Below are 18,097 nucleotides of genomic sequence, written 5' to 3' on the forward strand. Positions count from 1 at the left end.
GTGGACGTGTCGATAGGAGAAACCATCCGAACCCTCCGCACAGCGCGCGGACTGAGCCAGGCCGAACTGGCGGATGATCTCGCCAGCCCGGACCTGTTGGACGAAATTGAATCGGGCAGGGCCCTTGCGCCGTACCCGCTCCTCATCCGAGTGGCGGATCGCCTCGGCGAACCCATCGACCGATTGCTGGCCGACGTCGATCCGCACGCCCTGCTCCAGGCGGCCATCCGCGTCGCCCAGTACGACGTGGCCGCCGGACACCCTCATCGCGCACGCGACATCCTCACGCACCTGCCGGAGGCGTCGTTTCACACGCGCAGCCTGAGCGAGTACCGGCTCACGCTCGCGCGCGCCCTGCGAGGCCTCGGCGAAGAGGAAGAGGCGGTGGCGCTGCTCATCCCGCTCGCGGAGGCGGCGCAAAGCGCGGACGACGCCCGCCTCGCGTTCTACGCATTGCGGGAGCTCGGCTTTGCGGAGTGCGATCGCGGCAACGTCCCCGGCGCCGTGCGCCTGTGGAAGGACGCCCTCGCGCGCGTCGACGCCCTCGCGGCCACGCACGCCATTCCGTCGCACGAGCTCCACGCGCTCGCCCTGGAGCTGTACCTCCACCTCGACGATCTCGACCCGCACGCCGAGGGTTTCGACGTCCCGTGGCGGCGCACGAGCTTCGATCCGCAGCCGCGCCTGCGGGCCGAATTCGCACCGGCGGACGCCGCTCTGCCGGTGTCCAAGCCCCCCGCGGCGCCTAAGGATCGGCCGTACCTCGCCGCGGCCGAGCGGATGGCCGCCTCCGCGCCGGCGCTTTTCGTCGTGGCCGAGGAACTCATCGCGGACGCGCTTCGCCACCTCGCCGTCGATCCGGCGCAGGCGAAGGCGCTCGCGGAGCAGGCGTCGACTCTGCTGTTTGTGGGGCGGCTCGCCGAGATCGAAGCGTCGCTCCGCGTGCGCCTGCTCGGGGCGGCCCCCGGCGCGGCCAGCTTGTCCACCCGGCTAGAGCGCGCGTACCTCATGACCGCCGTCTCGCCCGGGCGCGATCTCGCCGCGTTCGCCGACGAGATCGCGCGGCAGTTGGACGAGGGCGAGATCGACCGCGCGGCGACGTTGCTCGAGAGCGCGCAAGCCATCGCGGCGGAACTGCCGGACCTCGAGGATCTCACCGCGAAGCGGGCGCGGCTCAAGCTCAAACTCCTCGACATGGAGGCCGCCTACGCCAAGCGGCCGCGCGAGCGCGCGGCGCTGCGCAAGCGGCTCATCGCCTACGAGCAGTCGTTCCCCGAGTGGGCCGATGCAACCCTCCACCGCCGAGCCTGCCAGCTCCTCATTCGCTGGCTCGCGGAGGCGCGCGACTTCGAAAACGCGCTCCGGTACGTGCAGAAGCTCGACGCGTTGAACCGCGAGCCTCGCCCGCCGGTGCCATTCGTGTTCTGACCTCAAAGCGCGGCGCTGGCGCGGACGACGCCGCCGACCACGTGGATCACGCGGACGCGCACGTCCGGCGCGGAACCCAGGCGGATGGCGGCCACCTCTCGATCCGCCTCCGCCCGGTTCGCCACCGGGATATACGCCACCTCACAGGCCATCTTCGGCGCCAAGCGCTCGACGATGGCCCGCGCCTCGTCCGCAGGCGCCACGTCGATCACGACCACGCGCGCGACGGGCGACCTCCACCGCCCGCACGCCTTCCGCAACACGCCCTCCACGGCGCCGCCGCAGCCCTCGGCCACCAGGACGAGCCACTCGCCCCCCTGCGACCGAGTCGTCGCCCCGCCCGCAAATCGACCCGCCACGGCGCACGCCAGATACACGGCCACCGCCACGGCAAACGCCGTCGCCATCCACATGCGGGCTCACCCCCTTGCCCCAGCGTATGCGCCGGAGCGAGAAGGGACCCTTGCGGCCGTCAGCTTTCAGAGGCGATCCGGCAAAATCCACCGCTCCCTGTACGCGTGCAGCACCGCCTGGCTCCTGTCGGACACGTTCAGCTTCGCCAGAATGTGCGACACGTGGTTTTTCGCCGTCTTCAGCGTGATGTGGAGCGACTCGGCGATTTGCTCGTTCGACTTGCCGGCGGCCATCTGGCACAGCACGTCGAACTCGCGCGCAGTCAAAAGATCCTTCCAGCCGTCGCTCGGCTTCGCGTACCGCTCGATCTCGCCGAGCACCGCGCGCATCACCTGTGGGTGCACCATGGCGCGGCCCTCGTGCGCCTCGCGGATGGCCCGCAGCAGGTCCTCCATCGGCGCGTCCTTGACGATGTAGCCGCTCACGCCCGCCCGAACCGCCTCGAGCACCACCGGCGACTGCTCGTGCATGGTCAACACCACGATTTTCGGCCGCCACGAGAGGAGCGGCGCGGCCTTCAGTACGCAGAGGCCATCGACCTCGGGCATCGTGATGTCAAGCAGCAGCACATCCGGGCGCACTTGCTCGACGTCGCGCAACACCTCGTGGCCGTTCGCCCACACGGCCACGACCTCGATATCCGGCTCATACGCCAACAGGTCCGCCAAGGTCAGGCGGTATTCCGCATTGTCGTCCGCAATCGCGACGCGAATGGGCAGCTCGTTGGTCATTCCATCCCCCTTGTTCAAAGCAACCCCGAATGTCCAATCTCTTCTTGCACTTGATGATACCAGATTCACGCCCATGCGCGCGCGACGGCAAAAAAATGCCCTCCGGCAGGGCGCCGGAAGGCACACATCATGGGGTGTAAGGGTGATGTCACATACATTCGATGCCAAAAGCGGTGTTTGTGAGGGTCCGCTGGCGCCGCGACAAACTTTTGTCAGCGCCGGCGACGCGCTCGGCTCGCCGCTCAGCTCAGCGCGAGGCGGCGGATGTCATCGACCTTGTCCGTCCGTTCCCACGGGAGATCGATGTCCGTGCGGCCGAAGTGGCCGTACGCCGCCGTCTGGCGGTAGATGGGGCGGCGCAGGTCGAGATCGCGAATAATGGCCGCCGGGCGAAGGTCGAACACCTCGCGGACGATCTCGACGATCTTCTCGTCGCTGACCTGCCCTGTTCCGTACGTGTCCACCGAGATGGACACCGGCCGCGCCACGCCGATGGCGTACGCGAGCTGGATCTCGCACTTCCTGGCGAGCCCGGCCGCGACGATGTTCTTGGCGACGTAACGAGCCGCATATGCGGCGCTCCGGTCAACCTTCGTCGGATCCTTGCCCGAGAAGGCGCCGCCGCCGTGGCGCGCGTACCCGCCGTACGTGTCGACGATGATCTTCCGGCCCGTGAGCCCGGCGTCCCCCTGCGGCCCGCCAATCACAAACCGGCCCGTCGGGTTGATGAGGTACTTCGTGTTCTCATCCAGCCACTCCGGCGGGACAATCGGGCGGATGACGCGCTCGATCATGTCGCGCTCCACGGTCTGAAGCGTCGTCTGCTCGTCGTGCTGCGTGGAGATGACAATCGTGTCCACCCGCACAGGCCGGTCGCCCTCGTACTCGATGGTCACCTGCGTCTTGCCGTCAGGACGCAGGTAGGTGAGCTCGCCGCTCTTGCGCACTTCCGCGAGGCGGCGCGCCAGCCGATGCGCGAGCGAGATGGGCAGCGGCATGAGCTCGGGCGTCTCATCGCACGCGAAGCCGAACATGAGCCCCTGATCCCCCGCGCCGATCTCGTCGATCTGCGCGTCCGTCATGTGCCGAACCTCGAGGGCGCGATCCACGCCTTGGGCGATGTCGGGCGACTGCTCGTCGATGGACGTGATGACGGCGCACGTCTCGGCGTCGAACCCGAACTTCGCGCGGGTGTAGCCAATCTCCGAGATGGTCCGGCGCACCACCTTTGGGATGTCCACGTAGCAGTTCGTCGTGATCTCGCCGATGACGAGCACGAGTCCCGTCGTCACCGACGTCTCGCACGCGACGCGCGCGAGCGGATCATATGTCAAAATCTCGTCCAACACTGCGTCGGAGATCTGATCGCAAATCTTGTCCGGGTGGCCTTCCGTCACGGATTCCGAGGTAAACAGGCGTCGCTGTGCCAATCTGGAGCCTCCTTTGGCGCGCAGAGGATTTGGCAAGCCAGGGGATCCCGCTTGTCCATCGCAAAACAAACCTTATCGTAGTCGATGGCCTCTGGGCAGTCAAGGATTTTTCCTTGACAATGTTGAGGAAGGCTGCGATCACGGCGCCTCGCGCTTGGCGGGCGATGAGATGACCTTCAAGGCGAACCTCGGCAGCGCGAGCTGCCGGCGAAACCGCTTGGGCTCCGTGATGAGCCTATACAGCCACTCCAGATTCATGCGCCGAAACGCCTCCGGGGCCCGGCGCACGGTGCCGCCCCACACGTCGATGGAGCCGCCCACGCCCATCCCCACGAGCGGCGGCAGCTTGCCCATCACGTCTCGCAGGAACAGTTCCTGGCGCGGTTGCCCCATGCCCACGAGCAAAAGGTGCGGGCGAAACGCTCGGATCTCTTCGAGAATCCGCCCGAGATCCGGATGCTGAAAATACCCGTGATGCCCTGCAAACGCGTGCGCGGGGTACTGGGCCCGGAGTTGCTCAAGGCACGCGGCGAGCGACGCCTCGGTGGCCCCGAGCAGGTAAACCCTGAGCGGCTGATTGCGCCGCATGGCCTCCGACAACACCTGAGGCACGAGTTCCACGCCCGTCACGCGCTCGGGCACGGGGCGCCCCTGCCTGCGAGCCGCCCAGACGACGCCGATGCCGTCGGCGGTGACGAGATCGGCCGAATTGACGAGGCGAAGAAGCGCCTCCTGGCGCTGGCATTGCATGACAAATTCCGGCCCCGCCGTCACCACCAGGTGATGGCCGCCGTCCGCCGTCCAGAAGAGGATCTTCTCCACCGCTTCCGCCATCGTCACGCGGTGGAATCTGACGCCGAGCACGTCCACGACGTCCTTGGCAAATCCCTGCACAGCCACTGGCCTATGCCCCCATCGTTCGTTGAGGTGTTCCGCACCTGTCGTGCCTCGCCCTCGCCCCGCTCACGACGCGAGGCGGCGGACCGCCAACTCGAGCGCGATGGCCGCCAGACTGATGACGGTGCACGCCAACATGACGCTCGCGACGACGAGGTGAATCACGCGCACAAACCGCGGTTTCAACGTCCCGCCCCCCTGACCGGATCCAGATGGCCACCATCATGGCCACATTCGGGCGAGCCTAAACCTCCTCGGCGTCGTGGCGCACGAGCCGACGCTGATTGATCCTGATGACGGCCGCGTTCAGCAACAGAAGCGCCATCGTCACGTAAAACACGGAGCGGATGCCGTACATCGCGGCGACCTGCCCGCCGATAAGCGGCCCGACCAAGTTGCCGAAAAAGGTCGCGCTCGAATTCAGGCCGTACGCCGTCGCCTGCTTGTCTTCGGGGGCCAGTTTGCGCACGAGCGCTTGCAGCGACGGCAGCATGCCGCCCACGAACAGCCCCAGAAGGAACCGGCCGAGGAGAAGCAGCCACAAGGCGTGCGCAAGCGCCTGTGGCACAAACGCGCAGGCGGCGCCGAGGAGCGCGAGCAGGAGCACCCGCTGCTGTCCGACGCGATCGCCCACCCGGCCCAAGGTCGGCGTGCCGATGAGGTTGGCGATCCCGCTCGTGGCCACCACAAGCCCCGCGGCAAGGGTGAGGTGCGCGCCCTGATAGATGCTGCGGGTGAAGATGGTCACGATGGGCTCGATGCTCATCATGGCGAGCTGCGTCATGAAGGAGCCCAGAAACACGGGCCAAAGGCCCGCAAGGCTGCGCCAGGATCCGCGCGACTTCGCCCGCGCGCGCCGTGCTCCCTTGGGCTCGTGCACGAACAGGAGTACGATGACGCTCGCCAGAACGAGCATCGCGCCCGTGAAGAAGAAGCAGCCGCGAAAGCCCAGCCACTCGGCCAACAGTCCCCCGACGAGCGGACCGATGAGCGATCCGGCGATGTTTCCGGTCTGGAGGGTGCCGAGCGCCCGGCCCGCGTTCTCCGCGGGCGTCACCGAGGCTTGAAGCGAGATGGCCATCGCGATGAACCCGGAAAACACGCCGTTGATGAGCCGGAGGACCAGGAGTTGCCACGGGGCTCCGACGAGCCCCATGAGCGCCGTCATCACGCCCATGCCGAAGCCCGCGCGCAACAGCATGGGCTTGCGCCCATATCTGTCCGCGAGCGAGCCCCAAATGGGCTGAAACATGAACGAAGTCACGAACTGCGCGGAAAACACCCAGCTCGCCCAGTGATCGATGCTCCGCTCCGTGTGCAGCCCGAGTTCAGCCAGGTAGAGCGGAATGAACGGGATGATCTGGCTCATGCCCATGGCGGCGCAGAAGTTCGCACACCACAGGATGACGAGCGTCCTCCGCCACGCCGTCATTCCATGCGCGCCCTCGCCGTGAGCGCCTCGGCCAGCTTGTCCAGGAGCTCGTCCCGCTCCGCTTCGCTCTTCCCCCGCACGCCGAAGTACATCTTCATCTTCGGCTCCGTGCCGGATGGGCGAATGGCCGCCCAATGGCCGCCCTCAAAGATAAATTTCTGCACGTCGGAGACCGGCAGCGTCAAGGATTCCACCCGATCCGTCCCCGGGAATCGGCGCTCGCGCGCCAGATAATCCTCCACAGCCACGAGCTTGAGCCCCGGCACCTCGAGCGGGCGATGCCGCAGATCCTGAAGCGCCCGCTTCATGCGATCCACGCCGTCGTGGCCCTCGAGTTCGACGTTGACGAGTTTGTCTCCATACCAGCCGTACTGCTCGTACAGGGAGCGAAGTACATCCGTGAGCGTCCGGCCGTGCGCCAGGTGCCACGCCGCCATCTCGGCGATGACGAGCGCCCCCTGGACGCCGTCCTTGTCGCGAACGATGGGCGACACCAGATAGCCATAGCTCTCCTCGTAGCCAGCGAGCAGGCGGTAGGTCCCGTCCGCCTCATGGCGCGTGACGCGATCCCCGATGTACTTGAAGCCCGTCAAGGTCTCCTCGACGTGCACGCCGTAGGACTCGGCGATGTGCTTCCCCATGTCAGACGTGACGATGGTCTTGAACACGATGGGCGGCAGGTCGAATCCGCCCGTCTCGCGGTGCCGCTCGCAGAGGTAGTGGACGATGAGCGCCCCGACCTGATTCCCCGACAGAAGCTGCATGCGCCCGGATGCGTCGCGGACGGCGATCCCGACGCGATCGCAATCGGGGTCGTTGCCCATGACGAGGTGCGCCCCGACCTCCTCCGCGAGCTTCACGCCGAGCGACAGCGCCTCCTGCTCCTCGGGGTTCGGACTCTTCACGGTCGAGAAGTCGCCGTCCGGCTCGACCTGCTCCGCCACGAGATGGACGCGGGTGTAACCGGCCGCGCGGAGCGCCTCGCGCACGGGAATGTTCCCGGTGCCATGAAGCGGCGTGTACACGATGGAGAGGCGGGATCGCTCCTCGCCGAGGCGCGGATCCCGGACCTCGCGCACGACCGTCTCCACGTACTTGGCGCGAAGCGACGCCGGAATGGAGACCAATAGCCCCCTCGACTCCGCCTCTTCGCGCGTGAGGTGCGGAATGGCGAACACGTCCTGGAACGTCTCCATGCGCGCTTTGATGTCGCGAGCGTCGTCCTCCAGGATCTGGCCGCCGTGCTCGTTATACACCTTGTAGCCGTTGTACTTGGGCGGGTTGTGGCTCGCGGTGATCATGACGCCGGCCGCGCACCCGAGATCCCGCACCGCGAACGACAGCTCGGGCGTCGGGCAGACCACTGGGGACAGATACGCCTTGATGCCAAACGCCGCGAGCGTCAGCGCAACGGTCTCCGCGAACACCGGCGAGTTGTGCCGCACGTCGTAGCCGATGGCCACGCCACGCCTTCCCGCTTCCTCGCCAAAGCGCTCCTTCAGGTGAAGCGCCAGACCCGCGGTGGCGCGCCGCACCGTATAAACGTTCATCCGATTCAGCCCCGCGCCCATGATGCCGCGCAGACCGCCGGTGCCAAAGTCGAGATCCGCCCCGAAGCGATCCTCGATTTCCGCGTCGTTTCCGCGAATGCGCTCGAGTTCCGCGCGCAGATGTTCAGGCAGATGAGGTTGTTGCAACCACGTTTCGTACGCCTGCAGCGCCTTGCTCACCGTTTGCATCCCTCCCAAAAGCCGCGCCTGTGCGCGGCGAATTCATACGCCTCCCGTCACCTGGTTGAAGAACGTCAGAACTTCCGCGAAGGCCGATCGCGCCGCCCGGGGATGATACGACGCGCGCGTGTCGTTGAAGAACGCGTGGTGCGCGCCCTCGTACACGCGGTACTGGAAGTCCTTCCCGGCCTTCTTCATTTCTTCGGCAAACGCCGGAACCGCGTCCGTGATGCGCGGATCGAGCGACGCGTAGAAACCGCGCACCGGGCACTGAATGGCCGGAATGCAGTCTGCGCTCGGCGCCTGGCCGTAAAAAATGACCGCCCCCGCGAGCTTGGGATCAAGCGTCGCCAGCCGAGCGGACAAGCCGCCGCCCATGCAGAACCCCACGGAGACGACCGGCTGGCCCTTCGTCATGGGATACGTGTCCCGCAAAAAGCTCGCCGCGGCCAGCAGGTGCTGGTTGTACGCGTCGAGGTTCAGGCCGCCGAACAACTGCCCAAAGGTGTGGCGCACCGTCGTCCGCTCCGGCTCGGGCAGCGTCTCCAGGGCGCGATCGCGCTCCGCCGCGTCGTGCCACGCCTGAGGCGGCACCGAGTCGAGAAACCGCTTCACCGCCTCGATGGCTTCCGGTTCGAGCCCGGGCCTGCGATTCCCGCCCTCCGCGTACAGGTCCGGCGCGAGCGCCACGTAGCCGGCGCGAGCGAACCGCTCCGCGACGTCCTGGATGTGATCGTCGACGCCCCAGATCTCCTGCAGCACGATGACCGCCGGTTGCCCGTCCGACAGCCGGTCGTGGTGGGCCAAGTAACCCAAGTACTCGCCGTTTTCGCCATATCGAACCCATTCCGTATGCAGCGCCACGTTTGCCACCTCCACGGTTATTGTGTCACAGTGAGAAGAGAGGCTCAACATGGAAGCAAATGGATAACCCCACCCAGAGGAGGTACAACATGGATTCGACCGTGCGCACAGCCGCCGTGGTCACCGTCAGCGACTCGGCCAGCCGAGGAGAACGCGTGGACGAAAGCGGGCCCCTGCTCGCGGCGCTTCTGCGCGACGCCGGCTTTGAGGTGCGACATGCCATCGTCGTTCCGGACGATCGCGCCCGCATCGCGACGCGCCTCCGCGCGCTGGCGCTGGAGGGCCTGCACCTCGTCGCCACCACCGGCGGGACGGGGCTCGGCCCGCGCGACGTCACGCCGGAGGCCACGCGGGACGTCATTGAGCGGGAAATCCCGGGCATCGGCGAGGCGATGCGCGCCTCGGCGTGGCCCGCGAAGCCGCAGGCGATGCTTTCGCGCCAGACGGCTGGCATCCGCGGGCAGACGCTGATCGTGAACTTCCCGGGCAGCCCGCGGGCCGTCGAGGAAGGCTTCCGGGTCATCGCCCCCATCCTTCCCCACGCGCTCGATCTCGTCGCCGGGCGGACAGAGCATCGGCCCGGGTGACGGCGCCGGATGGAGGGCGCCTCACGCCTCGCGCGTGTACTCGCGCCCCATTTCCTCCGCCCTGACGGCCGCCCGCTGCACCGCCTCGATGATGGCGTCGTACACGCCGCGGGATTTCATCACCTCGACGCCCGCGTGCGTGGTGCCGTTGGGCGAGGTGACGCGGCGGCGCAGCTCGCTCGGGCTCAGGTTCCACTCGCGCAGGACGTGCGCCGTACCAATCACGGTCTGGACCAGGAGCTTGCGCGCCAACTCCGGCTCGAAGCCGAGATCGACGGCGGCCTGCTCCATGGCCTCGAGGAGGTAACTGATGAACCCCGGCCCGCTGCCCGAAAACGCGGTGGCCGCGTCCATGAGCCCCTCCTCGATTTCGACCACCTGCCCGAGGCCCGCAAGCATCTCAATGACGCGGTCCAGCTTGTCCCTTGGCACGGTCGGCGGCGCCGACAGCGCGATGGCGCCCTGCATCACCGCCACAGGGACGTTCGGCATGGTGCGGATGATGTACGGATGCCCGCCCGTGGCGCGGCGAATGGCGTCGATGGGAATCCCCGCGGCGAACGACAGGATCACCTGGTTCGACAGATGAGGCCGCAGTTGCCTCAGCGCCTCCATCATGTCGTACGGCTTCACCGCGAGAATCACAAGATCGCTGTCCGCCGCGCGCGCCACCGACTCGGCGGGCGTGATGCCATACCATTCACGCAATTCCATCAATCGCTCGTGGCGCGATCGATTGCATACGAAGATGTCCCGCGGGTCGATCACGCCCTCTTCCACGATACCTTTGATAAACGACTCGGCCATCGATCCGGCGCCGAGGATGAACAGCCGCTTCACCCCTCCACCTCCTGTGAACGCATCGCGATCACGCCCGATCCACGTCGGTCAGGAACCGCACGGTCTCCCGAATGACCTCCGCCTCCCAGTGGCGGTTGTTGAACGTGTGATCCGCTTCTTCGATGAGATGCAGCCGCGCGCGCTCGCCGTACACCTCGTTCTGATACTTCAGAGAAACCTCGTACGGAACCGCCTCGTCCTCCATACCGTGAATGATGAGCACCTTGCCGCGGAATGGCTTCGCCCGTTCAAACGCGTCGATCTGCTTCAGATCTTCGTACAGCTTGCGGCCGACAAGGTTCCCGCCGAGATCGACGACATCGGCGTCAGCCGCCGCCCCGAGCGCTTCGGCCTGCTTCTCGGCGATCTCGGCCATATTGCCGGCAGGCGCGAGCAGCACCAGGCGGTCCACCTTCTCCGGCTCGTCGCCCGCCACAATCGACGCGACGTAGCCGCCCATGCTCAGGCCGACGAGGCTCACGCGCGAGGAGTCGATGCGCGGATCTCGCCTGACCCAATCGAGAATCGCCTTGGCGTCCCGGATCTCGGACGAGGCGGTCATCTCATGGAACTCGCCGTCCGAGTCGCCGCTTCCGGCGAAGTCGAATCGAAACGCCGCCACCCCCTCGGCCTCGAGGGCCCGGCTCAACTTCACAAACAGCTGATGCGGCTCGATGTGGGTTCCGGTGAACCCGTGAAACAGGATGGCGGCAGGCACCGGATCTTTCGCCGCCTCGTCCGGCACGTGTTCCATGCCGCGCAGGATGAGACCCTCCACCTCGAGCTCGACGGCCTTCTGCATCCCAACACGCTCCCTTTGATGAATCGCCATCGATTTCCCCGAATGGGATCGTTTCCACTCCCCCATGTTACCACGAAAGCGCGCCTCGGCGCTGGCGGCGAAGGGGACAAAAAATGTCGCGATAAGACTTGACTTCCCTCGCGGGACCATGGTAATGTACTCAGTGCGCGCGGCGCGATCGAGTTCCGATTCGCGGCGGCGCAGGTCGCGGAGGGGTACCAAAGTGGCCAAATGGGGCGGACTGTAAATCCGTTGCGTAATGCTTCGCAGGTTCGAATCCTGCCCCCTCCACCAGCCCAACGCTTTCGCGTTGGGGTTTGCTTTACGTACGTTTGCGTGTGGTGAGTGTGGCGAAGGGGTTAACGCACCGGATTGTGGTTCCGGCATGCATGGGTTCGAATCCCATCACTCACCCCAAATGCTGGGGAATAGCCAAGTGGTAAGGCAGCGGTTTTTGGTACCGCGATCGAAGGTTCGAATCCTTCTTCCCCAGCCAAGCACGGCGCAACGAGGACGCGCCCTTCGGCGCAGCCGGGGGCGCGTCCTTTGTGGGGGTATAGCTCAGTTGGGAGAGCACCTGCCTTGCAAGCAGGGGGGCGTCGGTTCGAATCCGGCTACCTCCACCACCCACCGTTCCTCGATAGCTCAGCGGTAGAGCATCCGGCTGTTAACCGGAGGGTCGCAGGTTCGAATCCTGCTCGGGGAGCCAACCTGGCCCCATGGTCAAGTGGTTAAGACACCACCCTTTCACGGTGGTAACGGGGGTTCGAATCCCCCTGGGGTCACCAGAGAGCGCCCAGGCGAAAGCGAAGCCTGGGCGTCCGTTTCTGAAACGCGCAATGCGCTTCGGCGCGGGGTGGAGCAGTTGGCAGCTCGTCGGGCTCATAACCCGAAGGTCGCAGGTTCGAGTCCTGCCCCCGCAACCACGTGGCTCGGTAGCTCAGTCGGTAGAGCAGAGGACTGAAAATCCTCGTGTCGGCGGTTCGATTCCGTCCCGAGCCACCAACCTTCTTGACAGTCCTCACCTTCACCTTCGCCTCACGAGGTTGTACGCCACCGGCCCTGCAGGCGTCTGCACCACGTCGAAAGCGACGTGATCGCCCGGGCGGACGGCGCCCGCCCCTGGACCGTCGGAAAGGTCGAACGGCAGGTCGAATCCGCCTCGCACGCGCAGGATCCCGCTCTTCCCACTCGGATGAACCCAGCGAATGACGCCCTTCTGCACGATGTCACCACCTCTTTGCGCGACTCGGATACAATATTCCCGTTCCATCACGCCTCATGTGGAAGGAGGCGAAGCGATGAGCGAAACGAAGGAACCCGCGAACGGCTTCGAGCGTTGTCTCGCCGCGGTGCGCGAAGCGGCCGACATCGCGTCGACGTTCGACGGGCGCATGACCTACGAGCCCGTGACAGGCGGAGTCAAGCTCACCTTCTCCCACCCTGGACGGCCCAGCCGAACGGCTTCCGTCGCCGTGGACGGGAGCGAAGCGCACGTCCGCATCACCCTGCGGCACATGGACGCAGGCGAACCCGATGAGGCGCTCGTCTACGAGGGCCCGGCAAAGCCTGCGCCCGCGATGAACGCGGCGATGCAGGCCATCGCGCGCTGGTACCGCGACGAGATCAACCGCCTCGCCTCGCGCTGATCGCGACTGAAAGAAGATGGCGTCTGCGGGGGCCTCATTTCGCGATGCGCATCTCTCCGCGCAGCATGGTCACCGCATGGCCGCCGACCCAGGCGCGCATCGGAGGACCGGCTTCGACGCGCGCCAGGATCCGCCCGGGCCGCCCCAGGTTGGCGCCTTGCTCAAACGCCATCTCGCCCGCCGGGGCGACGGCGCGATCGACCAGGAGGCACGCCAACGCGCCCGCAGCCGTGCCGGTGTGCGGATCTTCCGCGACGCCGACCGCGGGCGCGAAGTCGCGCGCCACGGCGAGCGCCGTTCGATCCTCCGGATCAAGCGCATACACGTGCACGCAGATGGCGCCAAGCCGCCGCGACACGTCCCGCAGGCGCGGCAGATCCGGCACCAACTCGAACAGGCGAGTGCGGGAGACCACCGGAAGCATCACCTGCCATATGCCGGTGGACGCCAGCGCGAACGGCAGTTCACCGGGGATGTCGTCCTCGCGAAGCCCGAGCGCCTCGCGCAAGGCCGCGCGGGCATCATCGGGGACCTCGCGGAACTTCGGCTCCGCCTGGCGCATCCAAACGGGCCCCTCCTCCTCGATGCGCATGGGCAAAAGCCCAGCCCGCGTCTCCGCCACGATGTCGCCGACAATGTCCTGCCGCTCGCGCAAAAGATGCAGCGCGGCGATGGTCGCGTGCCCGCAGAGGTCCACCTCCGCCTCCGGCGTGTGGTACTGGAACCGGAACCGATCCCGCTCGTACTGCACCACAAACGCCGTCTCCGAGCAGTTCATCTCGCGCGCGACGCGCTGCCGCAGATCGCGCGGCAAGTCTCCCCCGTCGATCACGACACCCGCCGGATTGCCCGAAAATGGCTCTTCGGTGAACGCATCCACCTGAAACACTTCGATCTCTCGCACGACCATCGCCCCTCGGTCACTTGTTTGAACGCCAGATCGAAAGGATCAGCAGAAAGAGCAGAAACAAGCCGACCGCCACGCCGACCTCGGTGGTGGGAAACGACCAAAGGCCCGCCGGGGATTTCTTCAGCACCGTGGCGATGAGCAGGCCCGTCATGAAGATGCTGAAGGCGAGCAGCGTGATGCTGAACGAAAGCCGATTCCCAATCCGAACCAACTGCCGGGTGAGCGCGTCCAATTCAGCCATTTCGAGCTCGATGCGAATTTTCCCTTGTCGCCAGTGGCGAAGAATGTCGATCACGTGGCGCGGCACGTCGCTCAGGAACTCCAGCCCTTCGACGGCGCCGCGGGCGAGGTACGAGGCGAACTGACGAGGTCGCGCCCGCTCCTTGAGCAGGGCCCGTCCGAACGGCTCGGCGATGTGAAGGATGCGAAACGACGGATCCAGCCCCTCCACGACGCCCTCGACCGTCACCAGGGTTTTGCCCACCAGGGCGAGATCGGACGGAATGCGAACGCGATGGCGATAGGCGACGGCAAACAGTTCGCTCACCGCCTCGCCGAGGCTGATCTGCGTCAGCGGAAGCTCGTAATACTTTTCGCGCAGGTGATCCACGTCGCGGTACAGCCGATGTTCGTCGATGTCGGGCGGAACGACGCCCATGCGGTTCAGGACGCGGAGGATGGCCCGCGTGTCCCGGCGCATCAGCGCGATGACGAGCGCGGCCAGGTGTTGCTTCATGTCGGCCGACAGCCTGCCCACCATGCCGAAATCCATGAACAGGATGCTGTGATCCGGCAGGACCGCGAGGTTGCCCGGGTGGGGATCTGCGTGGAACACCCCGTGCACGAGCATCTGGGTGAGCACGGCGTGCGTCACGCGGCGGGCGATCTCGTCCGTGCGGTATCCTTCGGCGAGGAGCTCGTCCCGGTTCTGCAACTTGATGCCCCGCACGTACTCCATCGTGAGCACGCGCGGGGTCGTGTACTCCCAGTAAATCTCCGGGATGCGGACGCCGGGATCGCCTTCGTGGACGCGCCGCAGCCGATCCGCGTTGTGCGCCTCCACGGTGTAGTTCAGCTCGTTCAAGAGCGTGTGGCGAAATTCCTCCACCACGCCCGTCAGCTCGTAGTACGCCGCCCATTCGAAGTGGCGCTCGGCCAGCCGGGCGAGGTCCATCAGAATGTCGAGATCGACCTCGATCTTCCGCCGGATGTCCGGGCGCTGGACCTTGACGGCCACCTCGTCTCCATTCTGGAGTTCCGCGCGATGCACCTGGCCGATGGACGCCGAGCCGACGGGCTCCTCGTCGAACGCCCTGAAAATCTCGTAAAGCGGCTGGCCAAGCTCATCTTCGACGATCTTCTTCACTTCAGAAAACGCCACGGGAGGCACGTCGTCCTGGAGCTTGGCGAGTTGCTCGATGAGCTCGGGCGGAAACACGTCCGCCCGCAGGCTCGCGATTTGACCGAGCTTGACAAAGGTGGGGCCCAGTTTTTCGAGCACCACCCGAACCCGCTCGTACGTCGACATCGACTCGCGATCTTCGCGTCCCGACAACAGCCTGCGAGGAAGCGAGAGCAAATCCAGGAGCCCTATTTCATCGATGAACCAGCCGAAGCCGTTCGCGACCAGGATTTGCGCGATGTCCTTGTACCGGGACAGATGGCGCACCCGTCTGCCGAGCATGTGTCCTCCGACCATGGTTTACTCCTTTGCGGCAAAAAGCGACGTTGCGCCGACCCTCGCGTTCACGCCTGGGCTTCGCCGGAGCCGCCGAGCTTGGACTCGAGTTCCGCCACGCGAGCATCCAGGCGCTCGATCATCGCGCGAAGCTGGCGGATTTCCGCGCGCAACGTCTCCTGATCCTCCCGAATGCCGAGCCGCGTCAGCGCGCGCTGAACATTCTCCTGGATGGAGCTCTGGAACTCCGCGCGCTCCTTCTCCCCGCGCTCGACCAACTCTTGAACGAATTCCTTCGTCTGCTGAGGCGTCATGCGCTTCTCCTCGGCCCACTGCCTGGCGGCCTCGGCGAGCTTCTCACTGCTGTAGGTGATGAGTCCAATCCCCAAGTCCACCATTCTGCGCAACTGATCTTCCATGTCCATCTTCTGCACCTCCACAGACATGCTTTTCCTCACCAGGGTTTCTCTTAAGTGTACCACGCGCGCCTGACGTTCGCTTCGAAAATCTGCCTATCTTCCGTCATACGTCCGCAGCGCCTCGATCTCGCCTTCGGTCAGCCGCCTGTATTCACCGGGCTTCAAGGACGGATCGAGCGAAAGCGGCCCCATGCTGATGCGCTTCAGGAACGTCACCCGCTTGCCGAGCGCGGCGAACATGCGCTTCACCTGGTGATACTTGCCTTCGTACACCTGGATGATGGCCTCCGACTCGGCGCCGGATCGCAACACCTCGAGTTCCGCGGGCATCGCCTTGTAGCCGTCGTCCAGCACCACGCCTGCGGCCAGGGCGCGCACATCGTCCTCTCCCAGCGCGCCGCGCACGCGGACGAGATACCGCTTCGGCACGTGCCGCCGCGGCGCGAGGAGGCGATGGGCCAACGGGCCGTCGTTGGTGAGGAGCAACAGACCCTCGGCGTCCTTGTCGAGGCGCCCCACGGGAAACACGTCGCGCCAGATGTCGTCGGGGTCCAACAGCTCGATCACGACCGGATCGCGCGGGTCGTCCGTGCTGGACACGTAGCCGGGCGGCTTGTACATCATGAAATAGACGAGCGGCTCGTACGGCACCGGCTCACCGTCCACCTCGAGCACGTCCGCGGCCGGATCGGCGTGTTTCGCGGCGTCTTTCACGGTTTCGCCGTTCAAGCGCACGCGGCCCGCGCGGCACAGCTTCTTCGCTTCGCTGCGCGTACCGTACCCCGCGGTGGTCAGCCATTTGTCCACTCGAATCGTTGCCACAGGTCTGCCTCCATCTCTCGCGCCTGCGTGTGGGTTGAGTCCTGCGCCCGGCGCGGTACAATAGGGATAGCTCGTTCGCTTTGCGCGAACGGAAAGCGAGGTGTTGGCCATGCACGTGGCGACCATCCTTCTCATCGTGCTGTTGGCCGTCGTGGCTGTGCTGCTCGGCGTGATCGCGTTTGTCGCGCTCACGATTTGGTGGACGTTCAAGCCCATCCTCGACGCGCTCGGCAAAATTGCACTCGCGCTCGATCTCGGCCGTTTCCTGTACCGCCGCAAGCGCAGGCAGGTCTACCGCGGTTCTTGGCATCACGAATAACCGATGAACGCCCGGCGCGCCTCACGGCGCGCTTTTTTCATCCTCGCCCGAGGTCAGCCACCTGAGAACAGCCCGCGCCTCCTCCTCCACTTTTTGCACGCACCGCGCCGGATCCGAATCGTGCACGAGCTTGCCGTTCACATACGCGAAGGCGCGCACCTGGCAGAGGCCGCAGGTGTTCGTGCAGTCCGTCTCCAACACCGTGGTCCCCGGAACGCGCCGCTCAATCTCGTCAAGCCGCGCTCCCGCAATTCGGTTATTCGCGCACACCTCAATGACCACGAGCCCCTCCACGGCGGTCCCTCCCGAAATCAGCAACCCTCAATCATTGTACAACCTCGCCGCCCGCCGCGCGCACGCCACGCGCCTCCCGCATCGCCCCGCGCACGCCACTCCAATGAAAATTCAAGGTCGCCATGGAATACTGCGGAGCAAGATGAGATTCGCAGGAGGAGAGATCATGTCGCCAGACGACAAGAAGCTTGCCAGGCTCGCGCGAGAGCGAAAGATGAGCCGATGGCTCACGACGTTGTCCTGGTCCGTGCCCGCGCTCTCGTTCGGAGGCATGTTCACCATATGGCACGCCGTCGCGAAGAGTCCCTCGTACTCCACGGCCACCAGCCAGCCGAGCCATGCGGTGACCCATACCAGTGCGACCCACTCGTCGTCCGCCACCGGCCATACGACTGTCCGGACGACGGCGGTCACGGATCCCGTTGTGCTCCAACAGGGCGATCAGGGCAACAAGGTGGTAGCTCTCCAACAGGCGCTCTCAGCCCTTGGCTTTTTCAACGACGCCGTCACAGGCACCTACGGCCCGATCACGGCCGCGGCGGTTGAGGCTTTTCAGGACGCGGAAGGACTCACGCCCACAGGCATCGTGGACGAGCGCACCCTCGAGGCCCTGCAACACGCCGTGAAGGCGCACGCGACGACCGCGCTCACCAGCGGCGGTTCGTCATCCGGCGGTTCGTCATCCGGCGGTTCGTCATCCGGCGGTTCGTCATCCGGCGGTTCGTCATCCGGCGGTTCGTCATCCGGCGGTTCGTCATCCAGCGGTTCGTCATCCAGCGGTTCGTCATCCGGGGGCAGCGCCATGCCGAGCTTTCCGGGGCCCGTGACCTCCGCATCTTGAGGTGAATGCC

Annotated in this window: 20 protein-coding genes and 8 tRNA genes; 13 read left to right on the plus strand and 15 right to left on the minus strand. The window is 65.9% G+C overall.

Features of this window, described 5'->3' with window-relative positions; genetic code table 11:
• Entirely contained in the window at positions 1-1,428 is a 1,428-nt protein-coding gene (locus J3481_RS08165) for a helix-turn-helix transcriptional regulator (protein WP_328702077.1), read from the plus strand.
• 2 nt (positions 1,429-1,430) lie between these two features.
• On the opposite strand, the gene J3481_RS08170 is transcribed toward J3481_RS08165, so the two are convergent.
• The 7 genes from J3481_RS08170 to J3481_RS08200 all read right to left on the minus strand — a co-directional run bounded on the left by J3481_RS08170 (position 1,431) and on the right by J3481_RS08200 (position 8,926).
• Positions 1,431-1,841, minus strand: a complete 411-nt coding sequence (locus J3481_RS08170) for a hypothetical protein (RefSeq protein ID WP_206831578.1) — start codon at positions 1,839-1,841, stop codon at positions 1,431-1,433.
• 66 nt (positions 1,842-1,907) lie between these two features.
• Positions 1,908-2,573: a response regulator gene (locus J3481_RS08175; RefSeq protein ID WP_206831577.1), complete on the minus strand. Its 666-nt coding sequence runs from the start codon at positions 2,571-2,573 to the stop codon at positions 1,908-1,910.
• 242 nt (positions 2,574-2,815) lie between these two features.
• Complete coding sequence (gene metK / locus J3481_RS08180) at positions 2,816-4,003, minus strand: methionine adenosyltransferase (protein WP_206831576.1); 1,188 nt, start codon at positions 4,001-4,003, stop codon at positions 2,816-2,818.
• A gap of 138 nt (positions 4,004-4,141) precedes the next feature.
• Complete coding sequence (locus J3481_RS08185; RefSeq protein WP_012811817.1) at positions 4,142-4,903, minus strand: WecB/TagA/CpsF family glycosyltransferase; 762 nt, start codon at positions 4,901-4,903, stop codon at positions 4,142-4,144.
• A gap of 241 nt (positions 4,904-5,144) precedes the next feature.
• Entirely contained in the window at positions 5,145-6,332 is a 1,188-nt protein-coding gene (locus J3481_RS08190; protein WP_206831575.1) for an MFS transporter, read from the minus strand.
• Entirely contained in the window at positions 6,329-8,071 is a 1,743-nt protein-coding gene (locus J3481_RS08195) for a phospho-sugar mutase (protein WP_236011415.1), read from the minus strand. Before J3481_RS08195 ends, J3481_RS08190 begins: the two co-directional genes overlap by 4 nt.
• A 33-nt stretch (positions 8,072-8,104) precedes the next feature.
• Positions 8,105-8,926, minus strand: a complete 822-nt coding sequence (locus J3481_RS08200) for a dienelactone hydrolase family protein (protein WP_206831573.1) — start codon at positions 8,924-8,926, stop codon at positions 8,105-8,107.
• Between the two features lie 89 nt (positions 8,927-9,015).
• Between J3481_RS08200 and J3481_RS08205 the strand changes: the two genes are divergently transcribed.
• Entirely contained in the window at positions 9,016-9,513 is a 498-nt protein-coding gene (locus J3481_RS08205) for a MogA/MoaB family molybdenum cofactor biosynthesis protein (RefSeq protein ID WP_206831572.1), read from the plus strand.
• Between the two features lie 21 nt (positions 9,514-9,534).
• On the opposite strand, the gene proC is transcribed toward J3481_RS08205, so the two are convergent.
• Both proC and J3481_RS08215 read right to left on the minus strand, forming a co-directional pair.
• Positions 9,535-10,353 carry a pyrroline-5-carboxylate reductase gene (gene proC / locus J3481_RS08210; RefSeq protein ID WP_206831571.1) on the minus strand — a complete coding sequence of 273 codons (819 nt, stop codon included), beginning with the start codon at positions 10,351-10,353 and terminating at the stop codon, positions 9,535-9,537.
• Positions 10,354-10,381: 28 nt separating this feature from the next.
• On the minus strand, positions 10,382-11,155 hold the full coding sequence (locus J3481_RS08215; RefSeq protein WP_206831570.1) for an alpha/beta hydrolase family protein: 774 nt from the start codon (positions 11,153-11,155) through the stop codon (positions 10,382-10,384).
• Positions 11,156-11,364: 209 nt separating this feature from the next.
• On the opposite strand from J3481_RS08215, the gene J3481_RS08220 reads away from it, so the two are divergent.
• The 8 genes from J3481_RS08220 (at position 11,365) to J3481_RS08255 (ending at position 12,160) form a co-directional block, all read left to right on the plus strand.
• Positions 11,365-11,449: transfer RNA gene (locus J3481_RS08220), tRNA-Tyr, on the plus strand.
• Between the two features lie 47 nt (positions 11,450-11,496).
• Positions 11,497-11,572: transfer RNA gene (locus tag J3481_RS08225), tRNA-His, on the plus strand.
• Positions 11,573-11,577: 5 nt separating this feature from the next.
• Positions 11,578-11,651: transfer RNA gene (locus J3481_RS08230), tRNA-Gln, on the plus strand.
• 54 nt (positions 11,652-11,705) lie between these two features.
• Positions 11,706-11,781 (plus strand) — tRNA-Ala (locus tag J3481_RS08235).
• A gap of 8 nt (positions 11,782-11,789) precedes the next feature.
• Positions 11,790-11,864 (plus strand) — tRNA-Asn (locus tag J3481_RS08240).
• 4 nt (positions 11,865-11,868) lie between these two features.
• Positions 11,869-11,943, plus strand: a tRNA-Glu gene (locus J3481_RS08245).
• A 62-nt stretch (positions 11,944-12,005) separates the two neighbouring features.
• Positions 12,006-12,081 (plus strand) — tRNA-Met (locus J3481_RS08250).
• Positions 12,082-12,084: 3 nt separating this feature from the next.
• Positions 12,085-12,160, plus strand: a tRNA-Phe gene (locus J3481_RS08255).
• Positions 12,161-12,182: 22 nt separating this feature from the next.
• Here J3481_RS08255 and J3481_RS08260 read toward each other — a convergent pair.
• Positions 12,183-12,380 (minus strand): hypothetical protein, encoded by a 198-nt coding sequence (locus J3481_RS08260; RefSeq protein WP_206831569.1) that lies wholly within the window; start codon positions 12,378-12,380, stop codon positions 12,183-12,185.
• A 76-nt stretch (positions 12,381-12,456) separates the two neighbouring features.
• Between J3481_RS08260 and J3481_RS08265 the strand changes: the two genes are divergently transcribed.
• Positions 12,457-12,804, plus strand: coding sequence for a hypothetical protein (locus J3481_RS08265; protein ID WP_206831568.1), 348 nt, complete (start codon positions 12,457-12,459; stop codon positions 12,802-12,804).
• 34 nt (positions 12,805-12,838) lie between these two features.
• Here the strand turns inward: J3481_RS08265 and J3481_RS08270 are convergent, their stop codons facing one another.
• The 4 genes from J3481_RS08270 to J3481_RS08285 all read right to left on the minus strand — a co-directional run bounded on the left by J3481_RS08270 (position 12,839) and on the right by J3481_RS08285 (position 16,633).
• Positions 12,839-13,714, minus strand: a complete 876-nt coding sequence (locus tag J3481_RS08270) for a PhzF family phenazine biosynthesis protein (RefSeq protein ID WP_236011417.1) — start codon at positions 13,712-13,714, stop codon at positions 12,839-12,841.
• A 10-nt stretch (positions 13,715-13,724) separates the two neighbouring features.
• Entirely contained in the window at positions 13,725-15,413 is a 1,689-nt protein-coding gene (locus J3481_RS08275; protein WP_206831566.1) for an ABC1 kinase family protein, read from the minus strand.
• Positions 15,414-15,460: 47 nt separating this feature from the next.
• Complete coding sequence (locus tag J3481_RS08280; protein ID WP_236011418.1) at positions 15,461-15,817, minus strand: phasin family protein; 357 nt, start codon at positions 15,815-15,817, stop codon at positions 15,461-15,463.
• A gap of 87 nt (positions 15,818-15,904) precedes the next feature.
• Positions 15,905-16,633: a pseudouridine synthase gene (locus J3481_RS08285; protein ID WP_206831564.1), complete on the minus strand. Its 729-nt coding sequence runs from the start codon at positions 16,631-16,633 to the stop codon at positions 15,905-15,907.
• Between the two features lie 109 nt (positions 16,634-16,742).
• Here J3481_RS08285 and J3481_RS08290 point away from each other — a divergent pair, with 109 nt between their 5' ends.
• The gene (locus J3481_RS08290) at positions 16,743-16,952 is read left to right on the plus strand and encodes a hypothetical protein (RefSeq protein ID WP_206831563.1); all 210 of its coding nucleotides are present in this window, start codon (positions 16,743-16,745) and stop codon (positions 16,950-16,952) included.
• A gap of 21 nt (positions 16,953-16,973) precedes the next feature.
• On the opposite strand, the gene J3481_RS08295 is transcribed toward J3481_RS08290, so the two are convergent.
• Positions 16,974-17,246, minus strand: a complete 273-nt coding sequence (locus J3481_RS08295) for a DUF1450 domain-containing protein (protein WP_206831562.1) — start codon at positions 17,244-17,246, stop codon at positions 16,974-16,976.
• A 166-nt stretch (positions 17,247-17,412) separates the two neighbouring features.
• On the opposite strand from J3481_RS08295, the gene J3481_RS08300 reads away from it, so the two are divergent.
• On the plus strand, positions 17,413-18,087 hold the full coding sequence (locus tag J3481_RS08300; protein WP_206831561.1) for a peptidoglycan-binding domain-containing protein: 675 nt from the start codon (positions 17,413-17,415) through the stop codon (positions 18,085-18,087).
• Positions 18,088-18,097 lie beyond the last annotated feature (10 nt).

The sequence above is a fragment of the Alicyclobacillus fructus genome (genome assembly GCF_017329605.1).
GTDB classification, from domain to species: Bacteria; Bacillota; Bacilli; order Alicyclobacillales; family Alicyclobacillaceae; genus Alicyclobacillus; species Alicyclobacillus fructus.